Annotated in this window: 24 protein-coding genes and 1 pseudogene; 13 read left to right on the top strand and 12 right to left on the bottom strand. The window is 34.1% G+C overall.

All coding sequences use genetic code 11. From position 1 onward, the window contains the following. Window positions 1-54: 54 nt before the first annotated feature. The 3 genes from yaaA to ACVBED_RS05285 all read left to right on the top strand — a co-directional run bounded on the left by yaaA (window position 55) and on the right by ACVBED_RS05285 (window position 2,761). Window positions 55-813 carry a peroxide stress protein YaaA gene (gene yaaA / locus ACVBED_RS05275; RefSeq protein WP_473094617.1) on the top strand — a complete coding sequence of 253 codons (759 nt, stop codon included), beginning with the start codon at window positions 55-57 and terminating at the stop codon, window positions 811-813. A gap of 6 nt (window positions 814-819) precedes the next feature. Next, the gene (gene prmC / locus ACVBED_RS05280) at window positions 820-1,674 is read left to right on the top strand and encodes a peptide chain release factor N(5)-glutamine methyltransferase (RefSeq protein WP_447119116.1); all 855 of its coding nucleotides are present in this window, start codon (window positions 820-822) and stop codon (window positions 1,672-1,674) included. A 121-nt stretch (window positions 1,675-1,795) separates the two neighbouring features. Next, a complete protein-coding gene (locus tag ACVBED_RS05285) occupies window positions 1,796-2,761 on the top strand; it encodes an EamA family transporter (protein ID WP_447119118.1) in 966 nt (321 codons plus the stop codon). Window positions 2,762-2,773: 12 nt separating this feature from the next. On the opposite strand, the gene ACVBED_RS05290 is transcribed toward ACVBED_RS05285, so the two are convergent. The 8 genes from ACVBED_RS05290 to ACVBED_RS05325 form a co-directional block, all read right to left on the bottom strand. After that, window positions 2,774-3,349 carry a pentapeptide repeat-containing protein gene (locus ACVBED_RS05290; RefSeq protein ID WP_447119120.1) on the bottom strand — a complete coding sequence of 192 codons (576 nt, stop codon included), beginning with the start codon at window positions 3,347-3,349 and terminating at the stop codon, window positions 2,774-2,776. Between the two features lie 185 nt (window positions 3,350-3,534). Then, entirely contained in the window at window positions 3,535-4,191 is a 657-nt protein-coding gene (locus tag ACVBED_RS05295) for a rhomboid family intramembrane serine protease (protein WP_447119122.1), read from the bottom strand. Window positions 4,192-4,200: 9 nt separating this feature from the next. Next, entirely contained in the window at window positions 4,201-6,804 is a 2,604-nt protein-coding gene (locus ACVBED_RS05300; RefSeq protein ID WP_447119124.1) for a DNA gyrase/topoisomerase IV subunit A, read from the bottom strand. Further along, a complete protein-coding gene (locus ACVBED_RS05305; RefSeq protein WP_447119126.1) occupies window positions 6,804-7,292 on the bottom strand; it encodes a hypothetical protein in 489 nt (162 codons plus the stop codon). Before ACVBED_RS05305 ends, ACVBED_RS05300 begins: the two co-directional genes overlap by 1 nt. Window positions 7,293-7,301: 9 nt before the next feature. Further along, on the bottom strand, window positions 7,302-9,185 hold the full coding sequence (locus ACVBED_RS05310) for a DNA topoisomerase IV subunit B (RefSeq protein WP_447119128.1): 1,884 nt from the start codon (window positions 9,183-9,185) through the stop codon (window positions 7,302-7,304). Window positions 9,186-9,582: 397 nt separating this feature from the next. After that, a complete protein-coding gene (gene ychF, locus ACVBED_RS05315) occupies window positions 9,583-10,674 on the bottom strand; it encodes a redox-regulated ATPase YchF (RefSeq protein WP_447119130.1) in 1,092 nt (363 codons plus the stop codon). A 101-nt stretch (window positions 10,675-10,775) separates the two neighbouring features. Then, window positions 10,776-12,341 (bottom strand): glycoside hydrolase family 10-like protein, encoded by a 1,566-nt coding sequence (locus ACVBED_RS05320; RefSeq protein WP_447119132.1) that lies wholly within the window; start codon window positions 12,339-12,341, stop codon window positions 10,776-10,778. Between the two features lie 188 nt (window positions 12,342-12,529). After that, window positions 12,530-13,633: a M14 family zinc carboxypeptidase gene (locus ACVBED_RS05325; RefSeq protein WP_473094618.1), complete on the bottom strand. Its 1,104-nt coding sequence runs from the start codon at window positions 13,631-13,633 to the stop codon at window positions 12,530-12,532. Window positions 13,634-13,982: 349 nt separating this feature from the next. Between ACVBED_RS05325 and ACVBED_RS05330 the strand changes: the two genes are divergently transcribed. The 9 genes and pseudogenes from ACVBED_RS05330 (at window position 13,983) to ACVBED_RS05370 (ending at window position 20,990) form a co-directional block, all read left to right on the top strand. Then, window positions 13,983-15,074, top strand: a complete 1,092-nt coding sequence (locus ACVBED_RS05330; RefSeq protein WP_473094619.1) for a TerC/Alx family metal homeostasis membrane protein — start codon at window positions 13,983-13,985, stop codon at window positions 15,072-15,074. Window positions 15,075-15,322: 248 nt separating this feature from the next. After that, window positions 15,323-15,853 carry a helix-turn-helix transcriptional regulator gene (locus ACVBED_RS05335; protein WP_447119134.1) on the top strand — a complete coding sequence of 177 codons (531 nt, stop codon included), beginning with the start codon at window positions 15,323-15,325 and terminating at the stop codon, window positions 15,851-15,853. Between the two features lie 123 nt (window positions 15,854-15,976). Beyond that, window positions 15,977-16,528, top strand: a complete 552-nt coding sequence (locus ACVBED_RS05340) for a hypothetical protein (RefSeq protein WP_447119136.1) — start codon at window positions 15,977-15,979, stop codon at window positions 16,526-16,528. A 216-nt stretch (window positions 16,529-16,744) separates the two neighbouring features. Further along, entirely contained in the window at window positions 16,745-17,575 is an 831-nt protein-coding gene (locus tag ACVBED_RS05345; protein ID WP_447119138.1) for a hypothetical protein, read from the top strand. Then, window positions 17,554-17,907 (top strand): hypothetical protein, encoded by a 354-nt coding sequence (locus tag ACVBED_RS05350; RefSeq protein ID WP_473094620.1) that lies wholly within the window; start codon window positions 17,554-17,556, stop codon window positions 17,905-17,907. Before ACVBED_RS05345 ends, ACVBED_RS05350 begins: the two co-directional genes overlap by 22 nt. Next, window positions 17,891-18,346, top strand: coding sequence for a T9SS type B sorting domain-containing protein (locus tag ACVBED_RS05355; protein ID WP_473094621.1), 456 nt, complete (start codon window positions 17,891-17,893; stop codon window positions 18,344-18,346). Before ACVBED_RS05350 ends, ACVBED_RS05355 begins: the two co-directional genes overlap by 17 nt. Window positions 18,347-18,510: 164 nt before the next feature. Continuing rightward, window positions 18,511-18,945: a cold shock domain-containing protein gene (locus tag ACVBED_RS05360; RefSeq protein WP_473094622.1), complete on the top strand. Its 435-nt coding sequence runs from the start codon at window positions 18,511-18,513 to the stop codon at window positions 18,943-18,945. A 552-nt stretch (window positions 18,946-19,497) separates the two neighbouring features. Then, a pseudogene (locus tag ACVBED_RS05365) lies at window positions 19,498-19,991 on the top strand (IS3 family transposase); the annotation flags it as partial. 153 nt (window positions 19,992-20,144) lie between these two features. Continuing rightward, complete coding sequence (locus ACVBED_RS05370) at window positions 20,145-20,990, top strand: NAD(P)-dependent oxidoreductase (protein WP_473094623.1); 846 nt, start codon at window positions 20,145-20,147, stop codon at window positions 20,988-20,990. A gap of 95 nt (window positions 20,991-21,085) precedes the next feature. On the opposite strand, the gene ACVBED_RS05375 is transcribed toward ACVBED_RS05370, so the two are convergent. Together ACVBED_RS05375 and ACVBED_RS05380 are read right to left on the bottom strand one after the other, a co-directional pair. Next, a complete protein-coding gene (locus ACVBED_RS05375; protein ID WP_447119151.1) occupies window positions 21,086-21,532 on the bottom strand; it encodes a hypothetical protein in 447 nt (148 codons plus the stop codon). Then, window positions 21,529-22,059 (bottom strand): hypothetical protein, encoded by a 531-nt coding sequence (locus ACVBED_RS05380; RefSeq protein WP_473094624.1) that lies wholly within the window; start codon window positions 22,057-22,059, stop codon window positions 21,529-21,531. The genes ACVBED_RS05375 and ACVBED_RS05380 overlap by 4 nt, the downstream gene beginning before the upstream one ends. A gap of 367 nt (window positions 22,060-22,426) precedes the next feature. Here ACVBED_RS05380 and ACVBED_RS05385 point away from each other — a divergent pair, with 367 nt between their 5' ends. Beyond that, window positions 22,427-22,897 carry a thermonuclease family protein gene (locus ACVBED_RS05385; protein WP_473094625.1) on the top strand — a complete coding sequence of 157 codons (471 nt, stop codon included), beginning with the start codon at window positions 22,427-22,429 and terminating at the stop codon, window positions 22,895-22,897. 37 nt (window positions 22,898-22,934) lie between these two features. On the opposite strand, the gene ACVBED_RS05390 is transcribed toward ACVBED_RS05385, so the two are convergent. Together ACVBED_RS05390 and ACVBED_RS05395 are read right to left on the bottom strand one after the other, a co-directional pair. Continuing rightward, entirely contained in the window at window positions 22,935-24,944 is a 2,010-nt protein-coding gene (locus tag ACVBED_RS05390; RefSeq protein ID WP_473094626.1) for a M13 family metallopeptidase, read from the bottom strand. 220 nt (window positions 24,945-25,164) lie between these two features. Continuing rightward, window positions 25,165-26,592 carry a M28 family peptidase gene (locus ACVBED_RS05395; protein WP_473094627.1) on the bottom strand — a complete coding sequence of 476 codons (1,428 nt, stop codon included), beginning with the start codon at window positions 26,590-26,592 and terminating at the stop codon, window positions 25,165-25,167. Window positions 26,593-26,911 lie beyond the last annotated feature (319 nt).

The raw sequence follows: 26,911 nt of genomic DNA on the forward strand, positions 1-26,911 counted from the left end.
TTTAATAAAATCGATCATGTTTAACAATTCAGCAATTTTATAATTTCTTAGTAAATGAAAATATTAAGCTCTCCAGCCAAATTAATGAAATTTAACACTTTAAAAACCGATTTAAGAAGTACAACACCAAAATTCATCGAAGAAGCAGAATTAATACAAAAGAATCTTAAACCAAAAACCCCAAAATTCTTAATTGAATTAATGGATATTTCCCAAAAATTAGCTGACGAAAACTGGCAGAGAAATCAAGTTTGGAATTCAAAGCCTTCTATTAAAGAAAGTTCACAAGCAATTTACTCCTTTAATGGTGAAGTTTATAAAGGTTTAGACGTAGAAAATTTAGATAAAAAAGCTGTCGACTACTTACAGAAAAACTTTCGAATGATTTCTGGTTTATACGGCCTGTTGCGTCCTTCGGATAAAATCATGCCTTACAGATTAGAAATGGGGCGCGCATTTAAATTTGAAAAAAATAAAAATTTATATGATTTTTGGCAAAAAAAGATTACTGAAGAATTAAAATCTGAGCTGAAAAAAGATGAGATTTTATTGAATGTTGCGAGTCATGAATATTTTAAAGCAGTTGATCAAAAAGAACTAGAAAATCACATTATTAATGTTGAATTTAAAGAAATTCGCAACGGTAAACCGAAAACAATCGTGGTGTATACAAAACATGCAAGGGGATTATTAGCGCGCTTTTGTGCAGAAACTAACGCTGAAACTTTGAATGATGTCAAAGCATTTAACGTGGTTAATTATCTTCTAGATGAATCGCTTTCTACCCCCAAAAATTTAGTTTTCACCAGATAATTTTAAATGACAATAGAAGATTTAAAAAATGCTTTCGCCCTAAAGCTCTCAAAAATATATTCTGCTTCTGAAGTTTTAGAATTATTTTCCATTTTTGCTCAGGAAAAATTAAACTTTTCAAAGATTGAACTTCGAAATAACTCGGCGGCAAAGCTTTCCAATGAACAAGAAATCTTTTTTTTAAAGGTTTTAAAACAATTAGAAAATAATATTCCTTATCAATATATCTTGGGTGAAACTGAGTTTTTTGGACTAAAATTTAAAGTATCTTCTGCAGTTTTAATTCCGCGTCCTGAAACGGAAGAATTGCTAGAACTAGCGATTTCAAAGATTAAAAAAGCAAGAAGTGATAATCGAAATGAAAATTTAAAAATTTTAGAGATTGGTACTGGTAGCGGAATTATTCCAATAGTTTTAAAAAAAAACTTTCCAAATGCTGAAATTTCAGCTATTGAAATCTCTGCAGAAGCTTTAGAAATTGCAAAATTGAATGCGGAATATCATAAGGCAAATATCAATTTTATCTTTGGGGATTATTTGACTGCGGTTTTAGAAGGAGAATATGACGTCATTATCTCAAATCCGCCTTATATCGGACTTAATGAAGAAAATGAAATAGAAGATTCTGTAAAAAATGTGGAGCCAAAAATAGCGCTCTTTGCCCCGACGTTAGACCCTTTAATATTTTACAAAAAAATTTCAAACGACAGCGAAAAATATTTAGGTGAGCACGGTCAGATTTTCTTAGAGATCAATCAGAAACTCGGGGTGGAAACATTAGAATTATTTAAAAGTTTTAAATATTCAGAATTGTTGAAAGACATGTCGGAAAATGATCGGTTTATTTTTGCTTCAAAATAAATCAAAACACTTAAATAAAGTTGTTTTTAGAAAGAAGATAGACAATATTTGATAAATCTAATAGCTGAAACTTTTACCTAAAACCTAATTTCCTATCTTTGTTGCCTTTTTAAAATATAAGATGGTAAATAATTCAGTGTTAAAAGGTGTTTTTTTGGTGGCTTTAGGTGCTACAAGTTATGGAATGCTCGCTACTTTTGTGAAAATGGCATACGGCGAAGGTTATACAACTGCAGAAATAACGTTTTCACAATTTAGTTTTGGGATCATTGGAATGCTACTTATTAACCTTTTTTTAAAAAAGAAAAACGGGAATACGGCAGAAAAAGCCTCAAAGAAGAATATTTCGCAATTAATGTTGGCAGGAAGCTCTACTGGGCTGACCAGTATTTTTTATTATCTGGCGGTAAAATTTGACATTCCGGTTTCGATTGCAATTGTTTTACTGATGCAAACGGTTTGGATGGGCGTTTTGCTAGAAATGATTTTAGAAAAAAAATTACCCTCCAATTTAAAAATCATTTCTGTAATCATCGTTTTAATCGGTACTACCCTTGCGACTAATTTGTTGAATACTTCTGCACACCTTAATCCTTTAGGGATATTTTTCGGTTTATTAGCGGCAGCTTCCTTCACAACAACAATGTTTACAGCAAACAGTATCGCAACAAATATTTCAGCTGCTCAGCGAAGTTTATACATGCTTTTCGGCGGCGGAATTTTAGTTTTAGTTTTTACTTTTATCACTCAAATTATTCCCTCACAATCTGAAAGTTTTAATCACATGATGGGGATTTTTTCTACGCCTAAAGATTTTAATTTAATGATTTTTGCAAAATGGGCCATTATTCTTTCATTATTTGGAACAGTAATTCCGCCACTATTGTTAAATGCAGGATTCCCTTTAACTGGAATTGGTTTGGGAAGTATCGTTTCTTCTTTAGAACTACCGGTTTCAGTTCTGATGGCATTTTTCTTACTTCATGAGCACGTCGCTTTATCACAATGGATCGGGATAATTTTGATAATTACTGCAATTGTTGTTATGAATTTAAAAAAAAGAAAAAAGGTTGTTTTTGAAGGATGAGAAGTCAAAAAATTAATTCTCGATCTTAATTTGATATTTATCTAAAAGACCTGCAATACCTGATGACGAAAACTGGGCACCTTTTAGTCGGTTGTTTTCTGGGTCAATGGAATAATTGTAGGCTGTCCGAAAATCTGCTTTTTCCAGGTTAGTGTTCTGAAAAATAGATTGAGATAAATCGCAATCGCTAAAACTGGCGCTACTTAAATTCGCTTCTGAAAAATCAATTTCACGCAACTGACATTCCTTAAAAATTATTTTACGAAGTATAAGTTGGAAAAAAGAAGAATGGTTTAACTGGCAATTTTGAAATGAAAACGCCAGTCCGAAATTATTGCAACGCTCAAACTGCAGACCAAGCATTTTGCAGTTTTTAAAGCGAATGTCCACAAAAGCAGTATCATTTAATTTTGCTAAACTCAAATTACAATCCACGAAATCGGAATCTAAAAATTTGAAACCGCTAAAATTAAACTCGCCAAAATTGCAGTTTTTGAAAGTGCAGTTTTCATATTCCCCCTTTTCTAAGTGATTTTTGGTACAATCTATTTTGTCGTAAGTTTGATCTTGGAAATAGGATCCTGCCATATTTTTCTGTTTGATAGTCAAGAAATTTTCTTAAATATTAGTTTCTTAACGAACTTTTCTTGCATAATTTATTTAAAAAAATAAAAGAAATGAATTTTCTAGCCCCGATGGAAGCGGCAAAAAAGATATAGCGGACAGCGGGACAAGGTTTCGAAATATTAAAAATCGTGTTGCTCTTAAAAATTCTAAAGAATTTTCTTCTGAACAAAAACCACATACGCCATATAAAGAAGCGGTAAAGCCATTATTAATAAATATAAACTGTTTTGTACCGCTTGTGCTGGTTGCAATAGAATGGCGTAAACCAAACCCATTGCGGCGCCACCAAGGTGTGCTGCGTGGCCAATATTGTCATTAGCGCGTGGATTTAACATCGAGTAAACGGAATAGGCGAAATAGGCAAAACCGAATAGAAAACCCGGAATAGCGATGGGAATGAAAAAAAAGTAAATGCCAATGTGGGGATCCATACCAATTGCAGCAAATAAAATACCGGAAACTCCCCCGCTAGCGCCGATCGCCGAATACCAGGATTGATTTTTATATAGATAGAGGGAAAAAGCATTCCCTAAAATAACTGATCCAAAATATATGATTAGAAAGCCTACAGGCCCAAAAACCTGAATAACTATTGGTCCGAAGAAATAAATCGTCAACATATTGAAGATCAAATGCATGGGATCTGCATGCAGAAAACCTCCAGAAACCAGACGTATATATTCTTTATTTCTTAAAATGGAACCCACATTAAATTTGTATTTCTCAAAAATATGTGGATTTTGCCAGCCGTAATAACTGAAAATAGCGGTGGCGGCAATGATTATAATTAAAATGGGTGTCATATTATTTTTTTATTCTTCAAAAAGATTTCCAATGGTTCCTTCTTCGGGAAATTCTTCGTCTTTCACGTCGTGGTCTATAAAACTGACGTGACCTTCGGTATATTCTACTTCGTCAAAACCAGGATTAAATTCTTCAGTTGGCGCTGGAATCTGTAAGTTAATAATTTTTATTTTGTCTTTGGTTAATTGATTTCCCAAGGCTTTTATGCCTTTTACAGAAATAAATTCATCGATATTAATTGTTTCGTTTTCTTTTTCTCGGCCTTTCTCTTTAGCAAATATCAATTCTGCCGTGGCGTTGGAATCTGTAATAATGATCTCTAAAAATGATTTTGGATGTTCTGAAGGAAAAAAACTTTGAACATTTAAGGTATTTTCTAATAAAAATCGTTTTAGAAAATAGATATTTTTTTCGCCATCGTAATAAATGCAGGAAAGCGCTTGCTCAGGTTTCCATTTTTCTAAAATTAAATAGTCATCATCAAAACGGTTTTGCAAATCAAAAGAAATCAGTTTTGCTTCACCTTGTGCGTTGACCAATAAAATTTTATCATCGCCCTTAAAAGTTCCAAGTAAATTTCCACGTGCATCAGCATTTAAGCGACGAACAGTATCATCAAACCAGATTTTTCGCGGTGCTAAAGTGGAATGACCTTCTTCTTTTAAATCTACTTTTTTAACAGCATATTTAGTGACTAAATTTCCTTTGGAATTCCTTCCTTTTATGGCGAGTTCAGAAAAATCAATATCAATTTTATTTTTACGAACGCGGGCATTTGGTTTTAATAATATAGAAACCAACTCTGCTTCCCCATTTGGATTAGCAGAAAAATAGAGATTTTCTGAATCTTTGATTTCGGACGCCAAAAAATATTCTGTATTCCGAGTGATAGAAGTAACAGCAAAGCGTTTCATATAATAAGGTCCGACTTTCCCTTCTCTGTAAATCATATTATAAATCGTTCGACTATCGTTCTTTTTAAATATATCTACGTGCAATAAATCTTTACCCACAAAAGTTTTGGCTTCCACTTTTACAACTTGCATCACGCCGTCTTTCCGGAAAATAATAATATCATCAATATCGGAACAATCAAATAAATACTGGTCTTTTTTCAAGGAAGTTCCTATGAAACCTTCTTCAAAATTAGCATAAAACTTTTCATTAGCAACAGCAACTTTTGAAGCATCAATAGTTTCAAATAGTCGCAATTCTGTTTTACGTTCTCGATTTTTACCATATTTTTTCTGGATATTTTCATAATAAGCAATGGCATACGCTGTTAAATTAGCCAAATGGTGTTTTACCTCTTCCATTTTACCTTCTAAGCCAACAATATTTTCTACCGCTTTATCCTGATCATAACGAGAAATTCGCATGAAAGGAAGTTCTGTAAGTTTAATAATATCCTCAGTGGTAATTTCGCGCAAAAGATTTTTGGTAAAAGGCTTTAAGGCTTTATCAACCGCCGCATAAACCTCTTCTTTAGAAGCTCTATTTTTAATCTCCTGATACACTTCGTTTTCAATAAAGATCTTTTCTAGACTTGCAAAATGCCATTTTTCCTGTAGCTCAAACAATTCTATTTCCAGCTCGCGCTGCAACAAATCCCGCGTAAATTCTGTATTTCTACGCAGAATTTCTGAAACGGTGAGAAACATTGGTTTGTTGCCGACAATTACACAAGCATTTGGCGAGATAGAAATTTCGCAATCTGTAAAAGCGTAAAGTGCGTCAATCGTTTTGTCTGGCGACACGTCACTATTTAAATAGACATTGATTTCAACAACATCTGAAGTATTATCTTCAATTTTTTTAATTTTTATTTTACCCTTTTCATTCGCTTTAATAACAGTGTCAATTAAATCCCCCGTATTTCTGCCAAACGGTAATTCAGTAATGCAAAGTGTGTGCTTGTCTTTTTGTATGATTCTAGCTCTGGTACGAAGTTTAGAGCCCCGTTCTCCATCATTGTAATTAGCTACATCTAATAAACCTCCCGTTAAAAAATCCGGAAATAATTCAAAGTCTTTACCTTTAAGATGGGCAATGGAAGCAGCAATTAGTTCATTGAAATTGTGCGGCATAATCTTGGTGGAAAGGCCTACACCGATTCCCTCCACTCCCTGCGCTAGTAGCAAAGGAAACTTTACAGGTAAATCTACGGGCTCATTATTTCTACCATCATAAGATTTAGACCAAATTGTAGTTTTAGGATTAAAAACCACCTCCAAAGCAAAAGGCGTTAATCGTGCTTCAATATATCTTGCAGCTGCAGCAGAATCGCCTGTATAAATATTTCCCCAGTTTCCTTGTGTATCAATTAGTATGTCTTTTTGCCCAATTTGTACCATCGCATCCGTTATAGACGCGTCTCCATGCGGATGGTATTTCATAGTATTACCAACAATATTCGCCACTTTATTGTAACGACCGTCTTCCAACTCGCGCATAGAATGCATAATTCTACGTTGCACAGGTTTAAAACCATCGAAAATTGAAGGAATTGCGCGGTCTAAAATTACATAAGAAGCGTAATCTAAAAACCAATCCTGATAAAGGCCAGAAACTTTCTTTAAACTATCTTCTTCGTGTGAATTATCTTCTATCATTATGTAATTTCTGAATTTGCTTTTTCAAGATTATATTTGACTATTTTATTTAACGAAAATTTTAGATTATTTAATTCCTTTTTGGTGAGATATGAAACATCGTATTTTAAAGTTATAAAATTTTTCTTCTTACTATTTATTGTTAGGTATAATCTTTTAAGAATTATAAGATTTATAATTTCAAAACTAACTACCTTATATTTTGGAAATTCATCACTTACCTTTTTAGTAAAAAAGGGAAATACATTTCTGCTTTTAAAGTTAATTGCTTCGCCATCACTGTCATATTCAAAAATTTGATTACCTCTTGTAATAAAAATTAAAAGGATTGAAAAGGGAATAATTAGTAATAAGTACTGTTCATTTCGTAGCATGTTAAACTTAAAAATTTCTAATGAAAAAGCAAGGATTCCAGTAAATGCGGTTAAGTTAATTACCGTTAGATAAAAATTATATAGTGGTGCTTTTAGTCTATTACTTAATCTCATATCGCAAATTTATGATTCTACTGTTTGTAATTTTGGTTTTGCATCGAGCAAATTTTCCTCTACAACCAAATTTTCAAGAATAAAAACCTGCCGGTCTGGTGTATTTTTGCCCATATAAAATTCTAAAAGATTTTCTATGCTGATGTCTTTTCCTAAAACTACTGGTTCCAATCGAATATCTTTACCTATAAAATGTTTAAACTCGTCCGGTGAAATCTCTCCTAAACCTTTAAAACGGGTTATTTCAGGATTTTTCCCAAGGTCATTTAGCGCTTTTATTCTTTCCTCTTCGGAGTAACAATATCTGGTTTCTTTTTTATTTCGGACTCTAAAAAGTGGGGTTTGAAGAATGTAAAGATGTCCGTTTTTAATTAAATCTGGAAAAAATTGTAAGAAAAAAGTAATCAATAAAAGCCGAATATGCATACCATCAACATCGGCATCAGTTGCGATAACCACTTGGTTGTAGCGTAAATCTTCTAAACTATTTTCAATATTAAGCGCGGCTTGTAATAAATTAAATTCTTCATTTTCATAAACGACTTTTTTGGTCATTCCGTAGCAGTTTAGAGGTTTCCCCTTCAAACTAAAGACGGCTTGGGTTTCTACATCGCGCGACTTGGTGATCGAACCAGACGCAGAATCTCCTTCAGTAATAAAAATGGTGCTTTCAGATTTTCTTAAAGCTTTTTGATCGCTATAATGTTGGCGGCAATCTCGCAGTTTTTTATTGTGAAGTGATACTTTTTTTGCTCTTTCTCTGGCTAATTTTTGAATACCCGAAAGTTCTTTTCTTTCACGTTCCGAAACGATTATTTTCCTCTGTATAGCGTCTGCAACATCTGGATTTTTATGTAAAAAATTATCCAGTTTAGACTTCATAAAGTCAATTACAAAAGTCCGGACCGTTTGTTTGCCGGGCTCCATTTCATTGGAACCAAGTTTAGTTTTCGTTTGAGACTCAAAAACTGGCTCAACCACTTTTACTGCAACCGCCGCAATGATTGATTTTCTAATATCTGCTGCTTCAAAGTTTTTATTAAAAAACTCACGTATTGTTTTTACATAAGCTTCCCGAAAAGCATTTAAATGCGTTCCACCTTGCGTGGTGTTTTGACCATTAACAAAGGAAAAATAGGTTTCAGATTGTGATTTATCAGAATGTGTGATGGCAATCTCAATATCTTCGTCTTTCAAATGAATGATAGGATAAAGGGTTTCTTCTTCCAATTCTTCTGTCAGCAAATCTTTTAGACCATTTTCGCTGTAAAAAACCTCACCATTAAAGTATAATTTTAATCCCGGATTGAGATAAGAATAATTTTTGAGCATTTTCTCAATATATTCTTTCCGGTACTTAAAGTGCGTGAAAATAGTGCCGTCTGGAACAAAACTTATGTCAGTCCCATTTTTCTCCGTCGTTTCTGTGACATTAGAATCTTCCGTAATTAAGCCTTTTGAAAATATGGCAGTTTTAATTTGTCCTTCACGAATTGATCTTACCCGGAAAAAATCTGAAAGAGCGTTTACCGCTTTCGTTCCTACTCCATTTAAACCTACGGATTTTTTGAAGGCTTTGGAATCGTACTTACCACCGGTGTTCATTTTAGAAACGGCATCCACTACTTTTCCTAAAGGAATTCCCCTTCCATAATCGCGAATACTAATTCTGCCCTCATCTAATTTTATTTCAATTTTTTTACCGGATTTCATCACGAATTCATCGATAGAATTATCAATGATTTCCTTGATTAAAATATAAATACCGTCGTCTGCTGAAGAACCATCGCCTAATTTCCCGATGTACATTCCTGGTCTTAGACGAATGTGCTCCTGCCATTCTAATGACCGTATGTTATCTTCGGTATATTGCGCTTCTATATTTTCGCTCATTAATATTTAAAGAAAATTTAATTTAAAATTCCAAAATTCAGATTGTTACAAAAATAGGAAATCCATTTTAATTTATAAAAATTTATTTTGATATAAATTGTAGTAAGAATATTTTTAAAAATTACTTTCATTGAAGAGACATTTAAAAACTATTTTATTATTTTCCGTTCTTTTGTCTTGAAACAAGAGAACCAAAAGTTCAAGCCTGAAAACTCACCAAAAAATTTTAGTTTAATATTTAATAAAAAATCGAACTTAAAAAAATCCGATTAATTATAAATATATTTTGCTTTTAAAACCTAAGTTGCGCCCCGGCTTGAGTGGAAATCCTTTTTATTTTTTCTTAAAAAAATAAAAAGATTGGGAACGGAAGACGGAAATTGGCGCCCAAATAATTCTAAACGTTAAATCTAAAATGCATGACATCCCCGTCCTGAACGATGTATTCTTTACCTTCTACACCCATTTTCCCGGCTTCTTTGATTTTTGCCTCCGAGCCGTATTTTAAATAATCTTCATATTTAATAACTTCCGCGCGGATGAAACCTTTCTCAAAATCGGTGTGAATGACGCCGGCTGCTTGTGGCGCGGTAAATCCTTTTTGAATGGTCCAGGCACGAACTTCTTTTACACCTGCAGTGAAATAAGTTTGCAATTTTAATAAATGATAGGCTTGACGAATGAGTCTGTTTACACCCGGTTCTTTTAATCCGAGTTCTTCCAAAAACATTTGGCGTTCTTCGAAAGTGTCTAATTCATTGATGTCGGCCTCAATTTGTGCGGCTAAAACAATTGTTTCGGCGCCTTCGTTTGCAGCCATTTCTTCGATTTTTGTAATCCACGGATTTCCATTTTTAATAGAATCTTCGTCCACATTGCAAACGTAAAGTATAGGTATATTAGTTAAAAGCTGAACTTCACTCATTATTTTTTGACCAAAATCATCTGTCTGAAATTCTCTGGCGTTGTTTCCCTGCTCTACAAAATCTGTTAGTTTTACCAATGTTTCGTACGTTAAAACATCTTCTTTTTTACCAGATTTAATATGTTTTTTGGCTTTATCAACGGCTTTATTAAGAGCTTCACCATCTTTCAACTGTAATTCTATATCGATAATATCTTTGTCGCGCAAAGGATCTACAGAGCCTTCCACGTGAATAATATTATCATTTTCAAAGCATCTTAAAACGTGAATTATGGCTTCACATTCTCTAATTGTTGCCAAAAATTGATTTCCCAATCCTTCACCTTTACTGGCGCCTTTTACCAAACCTGCAATATCTACAATTTCTACAACTGCAGGTAAAACCCGCTCCGGATTAACAAGTTTTTCAAGTTCAAATAATCTTTGATCTGGCACAGAAACCGTTCCTACATTAGGTTCGATGGTGCAAAAAGGATAGTTTGCAGATTGCGCTTTTGCATTGCTTAGGCAATTAAATAAAGTTGATTTGCCTACATTGGGTAAGCCGACGATGCCACATTTCATAAGTTTAGATTTGAGATTTGAAGATTTGAGATTTAAATATTAATCTCAATCATAAAATTAAGTTTGCAAAGATAGTGATTTTATGCTTTTAATGATGCTAATTAATTTACAACTGAAGCTTCATACGGACTTTCATTTCCTAATTTTCCGACTGATTTTACTGCAATAGCCAAAAGATTTTTTCCCAATTTTGTTTGTTCTAATCTTTTAGATAAAATATCTGGTGTTAAAATTTCAACCGACCAATTGTCACCGTATTTTGTGTACAAAAGCCATTCCCTAACATTATCTAGATCTTCAGAAGTCCATTTAACTAAAATATTATTTTCATTTTTTAGAAGAGAAATTCCCGGTTTTTTAAGAGAAATAGTTTTTAACCACGGCGTTTCGGGTACCAAGGCTTTTTCACGATAAGGAATATTTTTTAAAGCATGTGTCATCGCAGAACTTTTTAATAAACCAGCAATGCTATAATGAATTTCGCCTTTGCTCGTTGGCAAAATTGTTCTGATAGAATTTATTTGACTTACAATCTCTTCCGGACGATTCGCCGCTTTAATTTCAACTGTATTTAAACCTGGCCATAAGTGGCGTTTTTGTGTATTTTCTGAACTCCACCAATTTAAAAGTGAATTAAAATTTTGTTTAGGAGAATCAATTGGCCAATATAATTGTGGTGAAAAATAATCAATCCAACCTTGGTTTAACCATAATTTTGCATCGGCGTAAAGCTCATCGTATTGTGAAGAACCTGCAACATCGGAAGGAAAACCTGGTTTCCAAATCCCAAATGGGCTGATTCCAAATTTCACATCATTTTTTTCCGCTTTAATTTCGTTATATATTCTTTTAACAAATTTATTAACATTTGCGCGTCGCCAATCTGCACGGGATAATGATCCACCCATTTTTAAATAATTGGTCCAAGATTTTGTGTCGGGGAAATCTCTACCTCCATTATATTCTCTATAAGGATAAAAATAATCGTCAAAGTGAATTCCATCTAAATCGTATCTTTTTACCAAATCTTTCACTACTTCTGACACGTGATTTTGGGTGTTTTCACTAGATGGATCCATCCAGTAAGTGCCGTTTCTCAATTTTACAACATCTTCCGACATAGTATTAACAATAGATTCAGAAGTAATTTTACCACCTGTTGTATGGTAAGCGCGAAATGGATTGAGCCAAACATGAAGTTCTAAACCTCTTTTGTGTGCCTCCGTAATCCAAAATTCCAAAGGATCATAATAAGGATTTGGCGCTTTGCCCGTTTCGCCTGTTAAAAAATAAGACCACGGTTCTAGTTTACTATCGTAGAGTGCATCGGCAGAAGGACGGGCCTGAAAAATAACGGCATTAAAATTATTTTCTTTTAATAGATCCAGAAGTTTAATGGCTTCTGCTTTTTGTTCTTCTGTTGAAAGATTATTACGGGATGGCCAGTTTATATTTGCGACCGTCGCAATCCAAGCGGCTCGAAATTCTCGGGGAACTTCCGGTAAGATTAAAGCAACTGCTTTTGCAGGTGCAGGTAATAATACTGGAGGCTTCGTTTCTATTTTTATAATCTTTATTGCGGGTTTTACAACTGGTTTTTTTGTAGCACAAGAAAATATAAATAAGAAAAAACTAAAAAATAAGAATCTGAAAAAGTTTTTCGACATAAGGCAAAAATAGAAATTTAACTTGATGTGAGCAGGGCAAATTTTGCAATAATCTTTTAAATTTTATATCCCTCTTTGTACAAGAAATTTTAGAACTTAAATTTAAATGTTCAATAAAGATTTTTAATTACAATATTTCGAGACAAAAATGATCTAAGAAATCTTCAGGAAAAACAACGGATTGAAAATTAAATTATTTCAAAATTCTGCACTTCATTTAGTTTGGGGTATTTTTTATCCGATTTAAAAAACAATCCCGTGCAGTCTATTTCTTCCCAACCTTTTTTTTCACCAACATCACCAACTTCAACTATAATTGGAGTAAAAATGATTTCCTCTCCACCAGAATAATCTTCACGAAACTGAACAGCAACATCTAAAATACAGGGGAAATCAGTATTTAATTTTACATTTCGGTAAACAATATCGTAATGAGTTTCTCTATTTTCCGGAATTTTAAAGTAAGCCTCATAATTTTTTGCGGAACCTTTTAAATTAATAATTCCGACAATTGATAAGTATAATGCCTTAGTATAAAATCTTCGGGTGTTCGCACGTAAATAATCTTTCTGAAAATGACCCCCTTCAAACAAAATGGTCGGTATTCCTGCTTTCATTAAATTATCGCCCACAGATTCCGGGTAAAATTCATCAGAATATCTTCCTATTTGATTTGGCAACTTCCCGGTTAACTGATCAAAAATAAAAGCAATCACTGCCATACTTTTTTTTCTGTTCTCGGTAATTTCACGATTCAAATTTTCTGAAGGCGAAAGGAATGAAAGCGTTGCAGGACTTACACCGTCTGTTGTAAAAATAGTTCTTTGATCGTGTAAGTTTAAAGCATAATCATAGTTTCCTTTACTAATTAAATCTTTCAGGATCTTTATTTCTAAACTGGATTCCTGATTATAATCTCTATTTAGATCGATGTCTACAGAATTTCTTCGTATCCATTTTTCACTTCCATCAGGATTTAGCATAAAAATAAAATCCAAAGTAATTTCATTTTCTAAATCAGATTGTAAAGTAGAATTTTTCTCTAAAGAATAAATAAAATCAAGCATTGCAAGTGTAGCAGTAGATTCATTCCCGTGCATCTGGGACCAAGCAACAATTTTCAAAGTTCCATTACCCATTGAAAATTTAAAAATAGGATTATCTAAAGTTGACTTACCAATTTGGGTAATTGCATCCGCATAGTTTTCTTGTAGATAAATAAATAATTTCTGAGGAGAAATATACCGCTGTGGGAAATTAGGATTTTTAAGGTAATTGAAGCCTTCTGCCATTTTTATAAATTTTACAATGTTCAAAAATAATCAATTTCTTGTCTAATTAAAATTATAACATTTGTAAATTATTTAAACACAATGAAATGTCACTTTGACTGTTGGTAATTTTGTGGAATAAATTATTTATAATTTAATTATATAATCACCTAAAAATGAAACGTTTATTTTATTTATATAAAGTTATAATTCATGTTTACTTTAATAGTATTCAAAAGGTTTTATACCCGATTGTAGATATAAATAATAAACAAAAAATACTTCAAAATAAATAATCCAATCGTATAAATTACAATTGTAAACTTTATTATAAATTAAATTGGAAGTATATTTGTGGTAATATTTATATATGACCCCTGAACTTACTTTCCTTATAGGATTTTTAATATTTATAGGATTATTATTGGCTTTTGACTTAGGTTTACTAAGTAAAAAAAGTGATGTAATATCCTTGAAACAGGCTGGAATAACAAGCTTTATCGTTGTTTCTCTGGCTATGATCTTTTATTTTTTTATCTTGACTTACGGCCAGCTCATTCACGGCATTGACAGTTTGGATAAATTGCAAATGATCATTCAAAAGCACCACCATCCTATCCAAATTATTCCCAATGATCTTCCACACAGTTTAGATCTGTACAATCAGAATTTAGGATTAGAATTTCTCACAGGTTATGTTGTAGAATATGCGCTATCTATTGATAATATATTTGTGATCATGCTTATTTTTACATCTTTTAATGTAAAACAGGACAATTACCACCGTGTTTTATTTTGGGGGATTTTAGGCGCCATTGTAATGAGGTTTGGCTTTATTTTTCTAGGTTCGGCACTGATAAACAAGTTTGAATGGATTCTATACATTTTTGGTGCTTTTCTGGTATTTACCGGTGCAAAAATGTTCTTAGATAGAAATAAGGAAGAAACTATTGATACAGAACACCATCCCGTAGTTAAATTTGCCAATAAATATTTTAAAGTTCACAACCATTTTGTAGGTCATAAGTTTTGGGTTTTAATTGATGGTGTGTGGAAAATAACTCCGCTTTTATTGGTCTTGGTAATCGTAGAATTTACAGATTTAATATTTGCAGTGGATAGTATTCCCGCAATTTTTTCAGTCACAAAAGATCCATATATCGTTTTCTTTTCTAATATTTTTGCAATTATTGGCCTAAGGTCCATGTTTTTTCTACTCGCAAGCGTCATAGATAAACTCAGATATCTAAAACTTGGTCTTGCCTTACTATTGACTTTCATTGGATTAAAGATGATACTTCACTCTCAAATGGATGAATGGGGATTTAAAACGACTCATTCTTTGTTAATTATACTTTTAATTTTAGGCACAAGCATCGGAGCATCGCTCGCTTTTCCGCTTAAAGTTAAGGATCGAAAACTAAAATATGATGCAGATCGTGGGGAAGACGGCAGACATTAATTTGACATGTTTAACGATTTTCTAATAAAATTCACCTTCTTTAGTTTAGTTCAATTCAGTAATTCTCGTCGAATACTAAGTCATAATAATTAAATTTGAATGGAATAACATCAAATTTATATCTGTAACTTATTATATATCAATTATTTAAAATTTATTATACAAATGTAATTTTAATTATTGACAAATGTAATTTACACTTGACGTTTATAATATTACATTTGTAATATAAAACCAACTGTGTGATTATGAATTTAAATGAGCGAATAGGACAAATTTTAGCAGAGAGCGAATTTACATCTTCAGAGTTTGCAGATGAAATCGATGTGCAACGTTCGAGTATTTCACATATCACTTCTGGCAGAAATAAACCATCTTTAGAATTTATAACCAAGATAAAATACCGTTTCCCGGAGATTAGTTGGGATTGGTTGATCAACGGTGAAGGTGAAATGAAGCCTACTCCTCAAAAATCTCAGTTAGATGAAAATGAAATTAGAAAAACAGAAAATAAAACGGTAGCTCCACCAGATTTGTTCAGTTTGATAGACGATGATCAATTTGGAATTACTGAGAGTGAAGATAAAATTGAAAATGGACGTTCGCGAGAATCTTTTAAACCAATCACAGAATCCTTAACAGAGAAAATAAGCGATTCTCAGCGATTAGAAAAACCAGACAGCAAAATACTACTTCAAAATGTTGACAATCAGGAAATTAAAATTAAAAAGATCGTGATGTTCTATTCTAATGGAAAATTTGAAAGTTTTGAACCATAGATTATGATTTTAGTTTATGATTTTAAAATATCTCACCTATTTAAAATTTATTGATTACGTAGAAAATAAATAAAATTAAACAGCTTAAAAAAGGGTAAATTGCATTCTAATTAATTAAAAAGTATGAAATGCTATAAAATCCTACCTGTTGTTTTTTTAAGTTTTTTATTATCCTCTTGTATAGTTTCCACCGCTGCTAAAATTATTACAACTACTGCAAAACTTGGTTACTCTGCTGTGAAAGGTACGGTAAAGGGAGTTAGTTGGGCGGTGCAAAAAGCAGACGGAAAAATAAATGAAGACCGAATAGACGGCGTGTGGAAAGTAGTAGCTGTTTACAACGGAACTTATGAACAGTTTTCACAAGATTCTAATCCGGAAAACAACTACAAAAATGACTGCACGAATGGTTTTGAAGTACTTGAATTTAAATCAAACAGAGAGAAATTTAGACCCGTTCACTGTCAATCCAATGATGAGTATCTGGTAAAATATAAATATGATTTTGGCAAAAATCCATTAACAAAAAATAAAGAAAATTACTTAAAATACAATTCTAATAACTACATCTCAATTATTGATGTTACAAATAAAACGATGGTTTTGGAAGGTAATTTAATGCAGAAATATGCATTCTCTGGTAGTAAATTATACCTCTTTGAAAAAGTAAAATAAGCTTATACGTTTTTTGATCATTTTTTAAGTTCTTTTTATTTTTTTTTGCTCAGCCGCAAATTGCAGGTTCTCAATATTGAAATTTTGATTTGAAAGTAAACTAAACATCCTGACAATTTAAAATTACAAAATCCTTAGTAAATTACTTTTTTTATTATATTTGATAAGTTTTTTTAACAAAAATTAACGAATATCTTCAACTAAAATCTAATTTGAATGAAGAAAATCTATCTCCTTTTGCTATTTATCTCTATTCATAATTTTTATTCTCAGAACCAACGTCCCGATACATTAAATTATCTGCGTAACGGTATTTTTGAAAATACCTCCAGAAAAATTATGACCACCAGTAAAGCAAAATCTGCTTTTCTGAAAGAAAGGTTACAGAAAGTTTTGCTTGAAAAAAGTAACATGCTTAAAGCGGTGCAAACAGCTGTAGAAACGTGCACAAATGGCGGTTTCGAGCAAACTGAAAATGTAGGCGGGGCCAATTATATTAAAAATTTTCTTTACAATATTGGTGATCCGCCGGGTCCTACACAGTGTAAATCTATTTCAAATAAAGCTGATACTTATATCCCGCAGTATAATCCCACTGCTACCAGTGTAATGGCGACATCTGTACCAGCAAATATTTTTGATCAGTATATGGGAGATATCAAAGCGTTTGATCAGTATGCTTTAAAAATTAATTATCCCAATTCCGGTACTTATGGATCAATAGTACAGGGAAAAAGATTTAAAACAAATAACGAAAATTTCTTACAATTTAATTATAAAGCAGTTTTACAGTCCGTTTATGATAACAGCCATACAGACAATCAGGCCTTCTTTAAAGCCAGAATTATGGATAAAAGTGGAAAAGTGGTCAATGAATTTTGTCTTATAGGGGATGAGAAAAACTGCATTTTTACTAAAGTACCCGATGGAAGTAGCGGCTATGTAACTTTATATACTACCAATTGGCAATCTGGAATTTTGAATATTTCTTCAATACCAAATAACGAGGAGTTTACTGTAGAATTATGGCTTCGCGCTGTGGTTTAGGCGGCCATTTTGGTTACGCTTATGTGGACGATATTTGCTTTTTACATTCTAATAAAAATTTTGTAGGTTCCGTTAACATTGATCCATTATTTGCAGTTTGTCCTAAGTTACCTTTAAATGTATCTGGCTCATACATTACTCCAAATTCTGGCGGGGTGGCTGCAACATTAAAGACTTTAACTTTAAAACTTCTTGATGCTAATGGAACGGTGGTTTTTACGACTAGTACTCCAGCCTCCACAGATCCGATCACAAAGAAATTTAATTTCACGCTCTTAGCGGCTAACTTTCCAAATATTTCTCAAAGTAATTACAATGTTAGTTTTAATTGAAAACTCTACGGTACAGCTGATCGCAAAAGGAAAAGGAAATTTAGAATATTCAATAGATGGTATCAGATGGCAAACCTTAAATACTTTTTACAATGTGGCTGTGGGTAATCACACGGCATATGTAAGAAGTGGTCTGCAACCTTGCGCTGTGGCAAGTGAGAACTTTACACTTTTTAGGATCGTGAATGTATTCTCACCAGATGGTGACGGAGTGAATGACACCTGGAAAATTGACGGTATAGAAAATTACCCGGAAACTAAAATTAAGGTAATGGACCGCTACGGGATGACTGTTTTAGATACTACCGTGAAAGGAGCATTTTCCTGGAATGGTGAGCACCTGAAAAGAAAACTGGCCACCGGAAGTTATTGGTATCAGATCATCATTGCGGACGGACGGATCATGACGGGCTATGTGGCTATTAAAAACAGAAATTAGGATCATTCCTGTTTAATAATATTTACGAAGCTAAATAATATCAACTTAAAAAAACCTTATCTTTGTAGACGGAATTTTAAAAACAGAACGGTATTCTTCCAGATAATTGCATTGCATTGATCTAATTTGTACCTTATCACCCAATAAAATAATAAATAAAATATATGGCGGATTCTTTCACAAAAAAAGAAGGCATTAAGAAGAAAATTCAGAAGCAAAAAGAAAAAGAAATGCGCCGCGAGGGACGCAAGGAAAGTAATGACAAAGGGAAATCTCTGGATGACATGATCATGTATGTGGACGCATATGGGCAACTTACAAGTACGCCACCAGACAAGAACGTGAAAGTGGATTTTGACCTGGATACCATCCAGCTGGGCGCCGCGAAAATAGAACCGGAGGAAACTGTAAAAACAGGCACTGTCACTTTTCTAAGCGAGAAGGGCTATGGTTTTATAACTGAAGAAAAAAGCAAGGAGAATATATTCTTTCATGAGAATAATTGCTCCGAACAGATCAAGAAAGGCAACAGGGTTTCCTTTGAAGTAGAAAAGTCTCCCAAAGGGTTTTCTGCCATTGATATAAAAGTGGTAAAATAATAAAACTTAAAGGCTTCGCAAGAAGCCTTTAAGTTTTATTATTTTACTATATGTTACATTTAAGTAATTTAATAAAAAAAGTGATAGTAAAGTAACTTTTAATCTAAAAAATATCAATTTAAAACAGAAATTTTACATTTTACAATCATAAATAGTCTAATAAAGATATTTACAAAATTTCTTTATAATTCATTACTAAAAATGATATCTGTCATTAAATTATTTTTAAAGAAATATTCTTACAATTTGTATAAAACGGTCGCATCATCGTCTACAAAAATTTTCGGTACAGGTTCGTACCAAATTTTTTTTGTCCATTGGTGGAATTACAAACTCGCCATATCTGTTTAAAACAACCAATTTGTAAAATCACAATCAACCATTCATATTCCCAATCTTCTGAACGAATACCATTATTTGCAACTATAATAATGAAGAATTGTGCATCTTCAACATATTCTTCTATGCTTTTTATGTTATTTCTTATTATAATTCCATTTGTATCAACAATTGCAAGTAGTTCGCTACCATCATTGTGACCGTGCAGTACTTTGGGTATCGGACATTACGTATATTCAAACCAAGGAAGGGTTTTTGTATCTCACAACGGTTATTGATTTGTATGATCGAAAAATAATTGGTTGGAGTTTGAGTGATGTGATGAGTGCGGAAGAAACGAGTTTATCCGCTTGGAAAATGGCTATAAAAAACAGGAAAATTAGTGAAAGATTAATTTTCCATTCCGACAGAGGCGTTCAATATGCAAGGAAGAAATTCGCCAATACCATTGAGTTTTATGGGGTAACCAGAAAAGTATGTTGAGGAAAGGAAATTGCTGGGATAATTCTGTGGCAGAGAGTTTTTTCAAGTCCTTAAAGACAGAATTGATTTACGGCAATAAACTCATCACAAAAGAGCAAATGGAACTGGAAATTTTTGAATATATTGAAATTTGATACAACAAGAAAAGAAGACACAGCACATTAAATTACAAAACAATAGAAGAATTTAACAATCAAAACAAAATTTATAAAAATGTCGCTTAACTGCAACTGGAAATTTTATTTGCATATCCACTTTCCTAAAGTATACCATTTGTCTATGAGGCTAAAATCTGATCTTAGAAATAAAACTATTATTTATATTTGCAGCAAAATTGCCTGTTTTACAGGAAAGATTTAATTAAATAAATGACAAAAATGGATCAAGAAAAAGTTGGCTTTATCGGCTTAGGAAATATGGGCCACCCGATGGCAAAAAACTTAGAAAAAGCAGGTCATCAGCTTTCAGTCTATAACAGAACTTCTGAAAAAGCAGCCGATTTCACAGAGAAGTCTATCGTTTGCAAAACTATTGCAGAATTATTAAAAAACAGCGGGGTTATTTTTACCATGCTTACGAATGATGACAGTGTAAAAGAGGTGTATGGAGAAATACTGAAACATGACATTGAAGGTAAATTGTTTGTTGACATGAGTACCATTTCACCGCATCTAAGTAATGAAACGGCTCAAAAAATCAGAGGTAAAGGGGGCCATTTCATTGATGCACCTGTATCGGGCAGCACAAAACCCGCAGCCGACGGTACTTTGATTATATTGGCGGGCGGCGCAACCCAAGATGTGACCAGAGCTACCCCGTTTCTAGACAAAATGGGTAAACAAATAAAACATTTGGGCGGTAATGGAAAAGGTATTGCCGCAAAGTTATCGGTCAATTATTTTATAGCCGCACTCTTTCAAGGTTTAGCAGAAACCATGCTGCTCTCTACTCATTTGGGTATTGAGCGCCAAGATATGCTGGAAATTATCAACGAAAGTGCAAGTGGCAGCGGTGCAACAAAAGCAAAAACGCCGCTTCTAATTAATGATGATTTTTCACCGGCGTTTGCTTTAGACTTGATGCTAAAAGACATCCTACTCGCGGTGGAAGCTGGTGCCAATAGTCCTTTGGCAAAAGTTTTGGCAGAAACCTACCAATCTGCGAACGATAGTGGGTATGGCAAAAATGATGTAATTGGAATTATCAATTATTTAAAGAAATAAAAGGACGGCAAAGGGTTTAAAACTTTATTCCTGCAGCTTGGCATGTGGAAGACTAACTAATTTGTCACAATACTATAAAAGCGCACCACTCTTATTTAAACAAAGAAATTTAAAATCTTTTTTCGGCCCCGGACGATAATCTTTTTCAGCTTGTAGTTTTTTGTACTTAAATTTGAAACGCTGATCGCAGTCAACAACGAAATAAAAGATAAAGCGCCCAGGGCGCCGCCAAAACCTTCAAAGAAGTGGCTTTTGTAACTGTAAATGATGGTAAAAAGGATACCTGCGAGCGCCAAGCGGAAATAACTGCCAAACGCTTTCGGGGACACCATCCCGATAAAGGAAGCACCCAAAAATACAACAGGAATATTTTTTGTGAGATAGGGATTAAGTATTTCCGGAAAGAAGTAAAAAAACAAAGCAACCAGCGTTGAGAGTAGAGCCGATGATCGAATCGGCCCTATTTTATACGTTTCACTCACGTAAAAAGTAAGCGTTGTACCAAAAATTGCAAAGGCAATAAGAAATATTAAAGTACTCATAGTAACCAATTAATAAGGGAGACAATCACCAAACTACCAAACGCAATGCTGCCAAATTTCCCACCGATGCCAACAAAAATATTTTTTGACAACATAAAAAATAAACCCGCTAAAATCCCCGTCACCATTACAAAACCAATCGAGGGTACAATAGCGTGGCTCGACATCCCAATAAATCCGCCACAGTATAATGCAGCGGGTAACTTGCTCAGATAATCTGATCTCCTATCAATGGTAGGTAAAACAGAAGCGGTAATACCAACGATGCCAACAGATATGACACTACCTAAATCTGTGGACGTATTTAAAAGATAACATATCACAGCGCCTATGGGAACCCAAATCACCACGGATATGTTTTCGTAAACGTATTCTTCATGGTGTAAATCCAAATATTTATAACCTAAAATCAGGATTACTGTGACAAAAGCTACAGAAAATAGCATCACGTAATTATTGGCTTCGTATTGCTCCCGCACAATCATCAACAGAAATATGACCTGAACCAGTAAAACAGTTGATGTCATTAAAAAGCGGGCAGCCTTATGTTTCTTCATAGTAGTATTAATCTTCGCAGCGACCTTTTAGTCTTATGTGCGCAGTGATTTTTCAGCTGGCAAAATTACTAATAGCGGAAGAACTTTAAAGCAAAAAACGATTACAAAATAAAATACTAATGATAGACGGTACATCAATAGGCTAAAAAAAATGAGTTTGGATTCTTCCTTTAAAAACGCAGCGCTAGTAGAGGCCGTATTTTATTTATTTTACTAATTCTCTTTAAAAAAAGAATTCATGTTTATAATTTAACCACACCCTTTGTCTTTTACTGGTGCCGTCCGCTATTTTAACAGTGCGCATTTTTAAAGCCGCTACATGTTATAAATTAGCAGCATGAAATACATTTATATTTTATTCCTGTTAGTAAGCGTTGAAGTAGGCGCACAGGTTTCTGCTAAAGTAATTCGCATTAAAGACGGCGATACGGTTGTGGTTTTACTAGCCGGAAATATTCAAAAAACACTTCGGTTAGCAGAGGTGGATTGTCCGGAAAAGAGTCAGGCTTTTGGTAAAAACGCCAAACAATTTACGTCCGAGCAGGTATTTGGAAAACAAATTAATTTTATTACCACCGATACTGACCGCTATGGCAGAACGATCGCTAAAATTTATTACAACCAAAAATACCTTTCCGCAGAAATTATAAAAGCGGGTTTTGGCTGGTGGTATTACAAGTATTCAAATGACAAAAGTTTAGGTAAACTACAGAAGCAGGCACAATCACAAAAAATCGGTTTATGGCAAGATGCTGCTGCAATGCCGCCCTGGGATTATAGACGCGAAAAAAAAAAACGGTCGTTTTAATTAATTAAAACGACCGCTTAATTCAAGCTGTGTCTATTTACCAAATAATGATCCGGTCTTTTAAGGGTACATACATTTTTTCATCTGCTTTTACGTCAAAGGCCTCGTAAAAAGGCGTGCTATTCATTAACGGTCCATTTACACGCCAAAACGGCGGTGAATGCGGATTGTTATTAATCCACAAGCGCAGGTATTCATCCTTCATTTTTACCCGCCATATTTTAGCAACAGAGATATAAAATCTCTGATCCGGCGTTAATCCATCGATCTTTGTAGAATCCTGACCTTCTTTGGTCATTTTAAAAGCATCATAAGCCACCGCAATTCCAGCGATATCAGCTGTATTCTCCCCTATCGTCATAGCGCCATTCACTGGCACCCCGTCTAAAACCTTGAAAGTGCTGTACAAATCAATAACTTGCTGTACTCTTGCTTTAAATTTTTTAAAATCGTCTTTGGTCCACCAGTTTTTTACGTTACCTTCTTTGTCATATTGTGCACCTTGATCGTCAAAAGTATGGGTTATCTCATGGCCTATCACCATCCCAATACCTCCATAGTTTAACGCATCATCGGCCTCATTATCAAAATAAGGTGATTGTAAGATGCCCGCGGGGAAAACAATTTCGTTCGCAGAAGGGTTATTGTAAGCTGTAACCGTAGATGGCGTAGTAAACCATGCCGACTTGTCAACTGGCTTGCCTAATTTTGCTATTTCATTTTGATAAGCGGCCGAAGACGCAGAAATTATGTTTGCAAAATAGGTATCTCTCGAAACATTCACTTTGCTGTAATCTTTCCATTTATCGGGATATCCTATTTTCTTTGTAATGGCAAAAAGTTTTTCTTTCGCTTTTACTTTTGTGCTGTCACTCATCCATTCCAGTTTATCTATCCTTGCCGCATAAGCCTTTTGCACATTATTCACCAAAACCAACATTCTTTTCTTCGCAGACTCCGGAAAATATTTTTTGACATACAATTGTCCCAATGCTTCACCTAAATAACTGTCAACAGCGCTTGCCATAATCTCACCACGTGTTTTTTGTACTGCCTGACCAGAAATCACTTTGTTAAAATTAAAATCGGCGTCCACAAAAGGTTGACTCAATTTATTGGCATAGCTTTCTATTGTTTTTGCTTTTAAATAAAGTTTCCAGTTTTGGATGGGAATAGTCTTCAAAAGTGTATTAAGTTCCTCATAATAGGCTGGCTGTCCAACATCTATAGAGTCTGTTTGAGCACCCAAAGTATTAAGAAATGATTTCCAACCGATGTTGGGTTCTTTTTTATCCAGATCTGCCACAGCTCTCATATTATAATTGGCATGCACATCCCGAAGCTCAACTTTTGTTTTATGTGACGCGGCAATTTGCTTATCAATATCGTATACTAAATCCGCAGTTTTTTTGCCCGCTTCTGCACCACTGCCTGTTAGTTGAAATAAAGTAGCAATATATGATTTGTAGGCATTTTGTATTGCCAAAGTTGACGCATCTGATTTGAAATAATAATCTCTATCAGGCAAACTGATTCCAGTTTGGTACGCGTGTGCAATATTCAGGCTGCTGTTTTTGTCATCAGGCCCCACGCCAAAGGCCATGATAGAACCATTACCCACTTTAGTTTCATCCGCTACATATTTCATCAAAGAAGGCACGTCAATAATGGCGTCAATAAGGGAAAGAACAGGTTTAATTGGTTCATAGCCAATTTTATCAATGGTTTTCATATCCATTCCAGAGGCATAAAAATCGCCTACCTTTTGCTCAATGCTGCCCATTGGGTGTTTGCTTTGCGACACACTGTCTAATATTCCCTGCAAACGCATTCTTTGGGGATAATTCATAAACATATAGGCACCAACTCCTGATTGACTTGCCGGTATAGGTGTAGAATCGTACCATTTCTTATTGACATACATAAAAAAGTTATCACCCGGTTTTATAGAAGGGTCCAAACCAGTAATTTCAGGACCCTTCTTTTGTTGGGCTGTGCATAAAGAAAGGGTAAACAGCGCCACGAAAAGCGTTAATATATTTTTCATATTTTAAATACTAAGTGTTAAGGATTTTTTTTGCAATAAAAAATAAAAGAATTCAGTCTCAAATAGGGGTGTTTTTATCAAAATTTAGAACCCACTTTAAACTGATGAAATAATATTATATTTTTTGAAGGAGCGCCGCAGATTTCATTTGAAATCTGCGGCGCTCCTTCCCTTTTTTAAAGCGTATCAAAAGAAATTAAAGCTGTCAATTGTAATTTTCTTATTTTTTCGCTGGCACACTGATTGCAGGGCGGGTAGCACTTTCAGCAACTCTCCAGCCAGTTTCATACATCCACTTCGTCATCTTGGTCAATTTCACATAATCAATTTTATCCGGGCTATCAAAAGGCGTATGGTAATCAGCATGCAATAAGGTTGTGAAAAACATAACAGGTACATTGGCTTGCGCATAAGGAAGGTGATCGCTTCGGAAATACCAGTTCTCTGGATGACTGGTTGCATCCCAAGAAGTATCAATTTTGAAGTTGGCGATGCTTTTATTGGCGGCCAAAGTGATGGCTACCAAATCATCAGAATTGCGGTGATCAGTAATTGCTAAAAGTCCCGCAGAATCTGGCGCATTTCGCCCAATCATATCTCCATTTAAAACCGCTGCAATAGAAGACAATGCAACCGTTGGATGGCTAACAAAATAGCGCGAACCTAATAAGCCTCTTTCTTCAGAACCATGAAAAACGAATAATGCCGAACGTTTCGCAGGTTGTTTGCTCCAAGCTCTTCCAATGGCAAGCATTGCAACAACAACACTTCCATTATCGTCTGCACCATTCCAGATTGTATCGCCGTTTACAGCAGGACCTACGCCATCATGGTCAATATGACCACTAAATAAAACATATTCTTTTTTCAGCTTAGCGTCGGTTCCGTCTATTTTTGCCACGACATTCACAGAAGGATAGTCAAAATTATCAAGCTTTAAATCCGTTTTTAAATAAGCCCCTGGTTTAGAAAATGTATCCGCTAAATTTTTACTTGCCAATATAACAGGCACTGTATCTTTGGTAGTTGCTTCACGGCCTGCGATCCCATAATATCCATCTTCGAAATGAAATCCGGTAAAAGAGATGAGTGATTCTACTTTATCATCAGCAATGAAAATGATAGCAGAAACGCCATGTTTAAGAAGTTCTTTACCTTGCTGATTCATTGCAGAAGCCGTGTAGCGAAACTGCCAGAGACTCACCCAATCTTGAATCATCGGTGTAGGTGGCATAATTTTCATCGCTACAATCTTACCTTTGAGATCGGCATTGCTGTCCGGCATTTTGTCTAACCAAACAACGGCGCCTTCTACAGAAGCCTCTACTTGATTAGTTGGCCAAATCTCTTTCCAAAGATCAAGTGCCTTACCATTTAAAAGAACCGTACTTCTATCGGCCGTTCGGCTGCGTTTCATATTAAAAAACTGGAAAAAAGTACCGTCTTCGCCGGCAGGTTTTAGTCCAGCTTCTCGTGCTTTTTGTGCGGTCCAAACTGCCGCCCGCATTTCATCAATTTCTCCTGCTCTTCTTCCACGGAAGGCATCACCCGCCAATTCATATAAATTACTTTTTAGATCGGTCTGCTTAATTTTATCTAATTGAGGTGCAGTACTTTGCGTAAAAAACGAATTGGAAATAAATAACAAGGGAATAACGAGTAATTGTTTGGCTTTCATAAGATTTAATGTTTAAAGTTTAAGAGGTTACATTAATTATAATCGTTCATAAAATCGCTGTTTATAATTAAGCAACTAATTTAGAAAATAAAAACCAAAGAAAATAACAGGATTTTTTATTTTGAGTTAAAAACCCCAAAATGAGTAAGAATTTCTTAAATTATTTTGAAAATAGAATCCTTGGAAATTTAAAAATTAGAACGCGAAAAAAGAAAATATTAACATATTAGAAGCAGCAATTTTCCAAACAAAAAGTAACGAATTATTTATTTACAAGATTCAGCATTTA

The organism is Halpernia sp. GG3 (assembly GCF_052976925.2).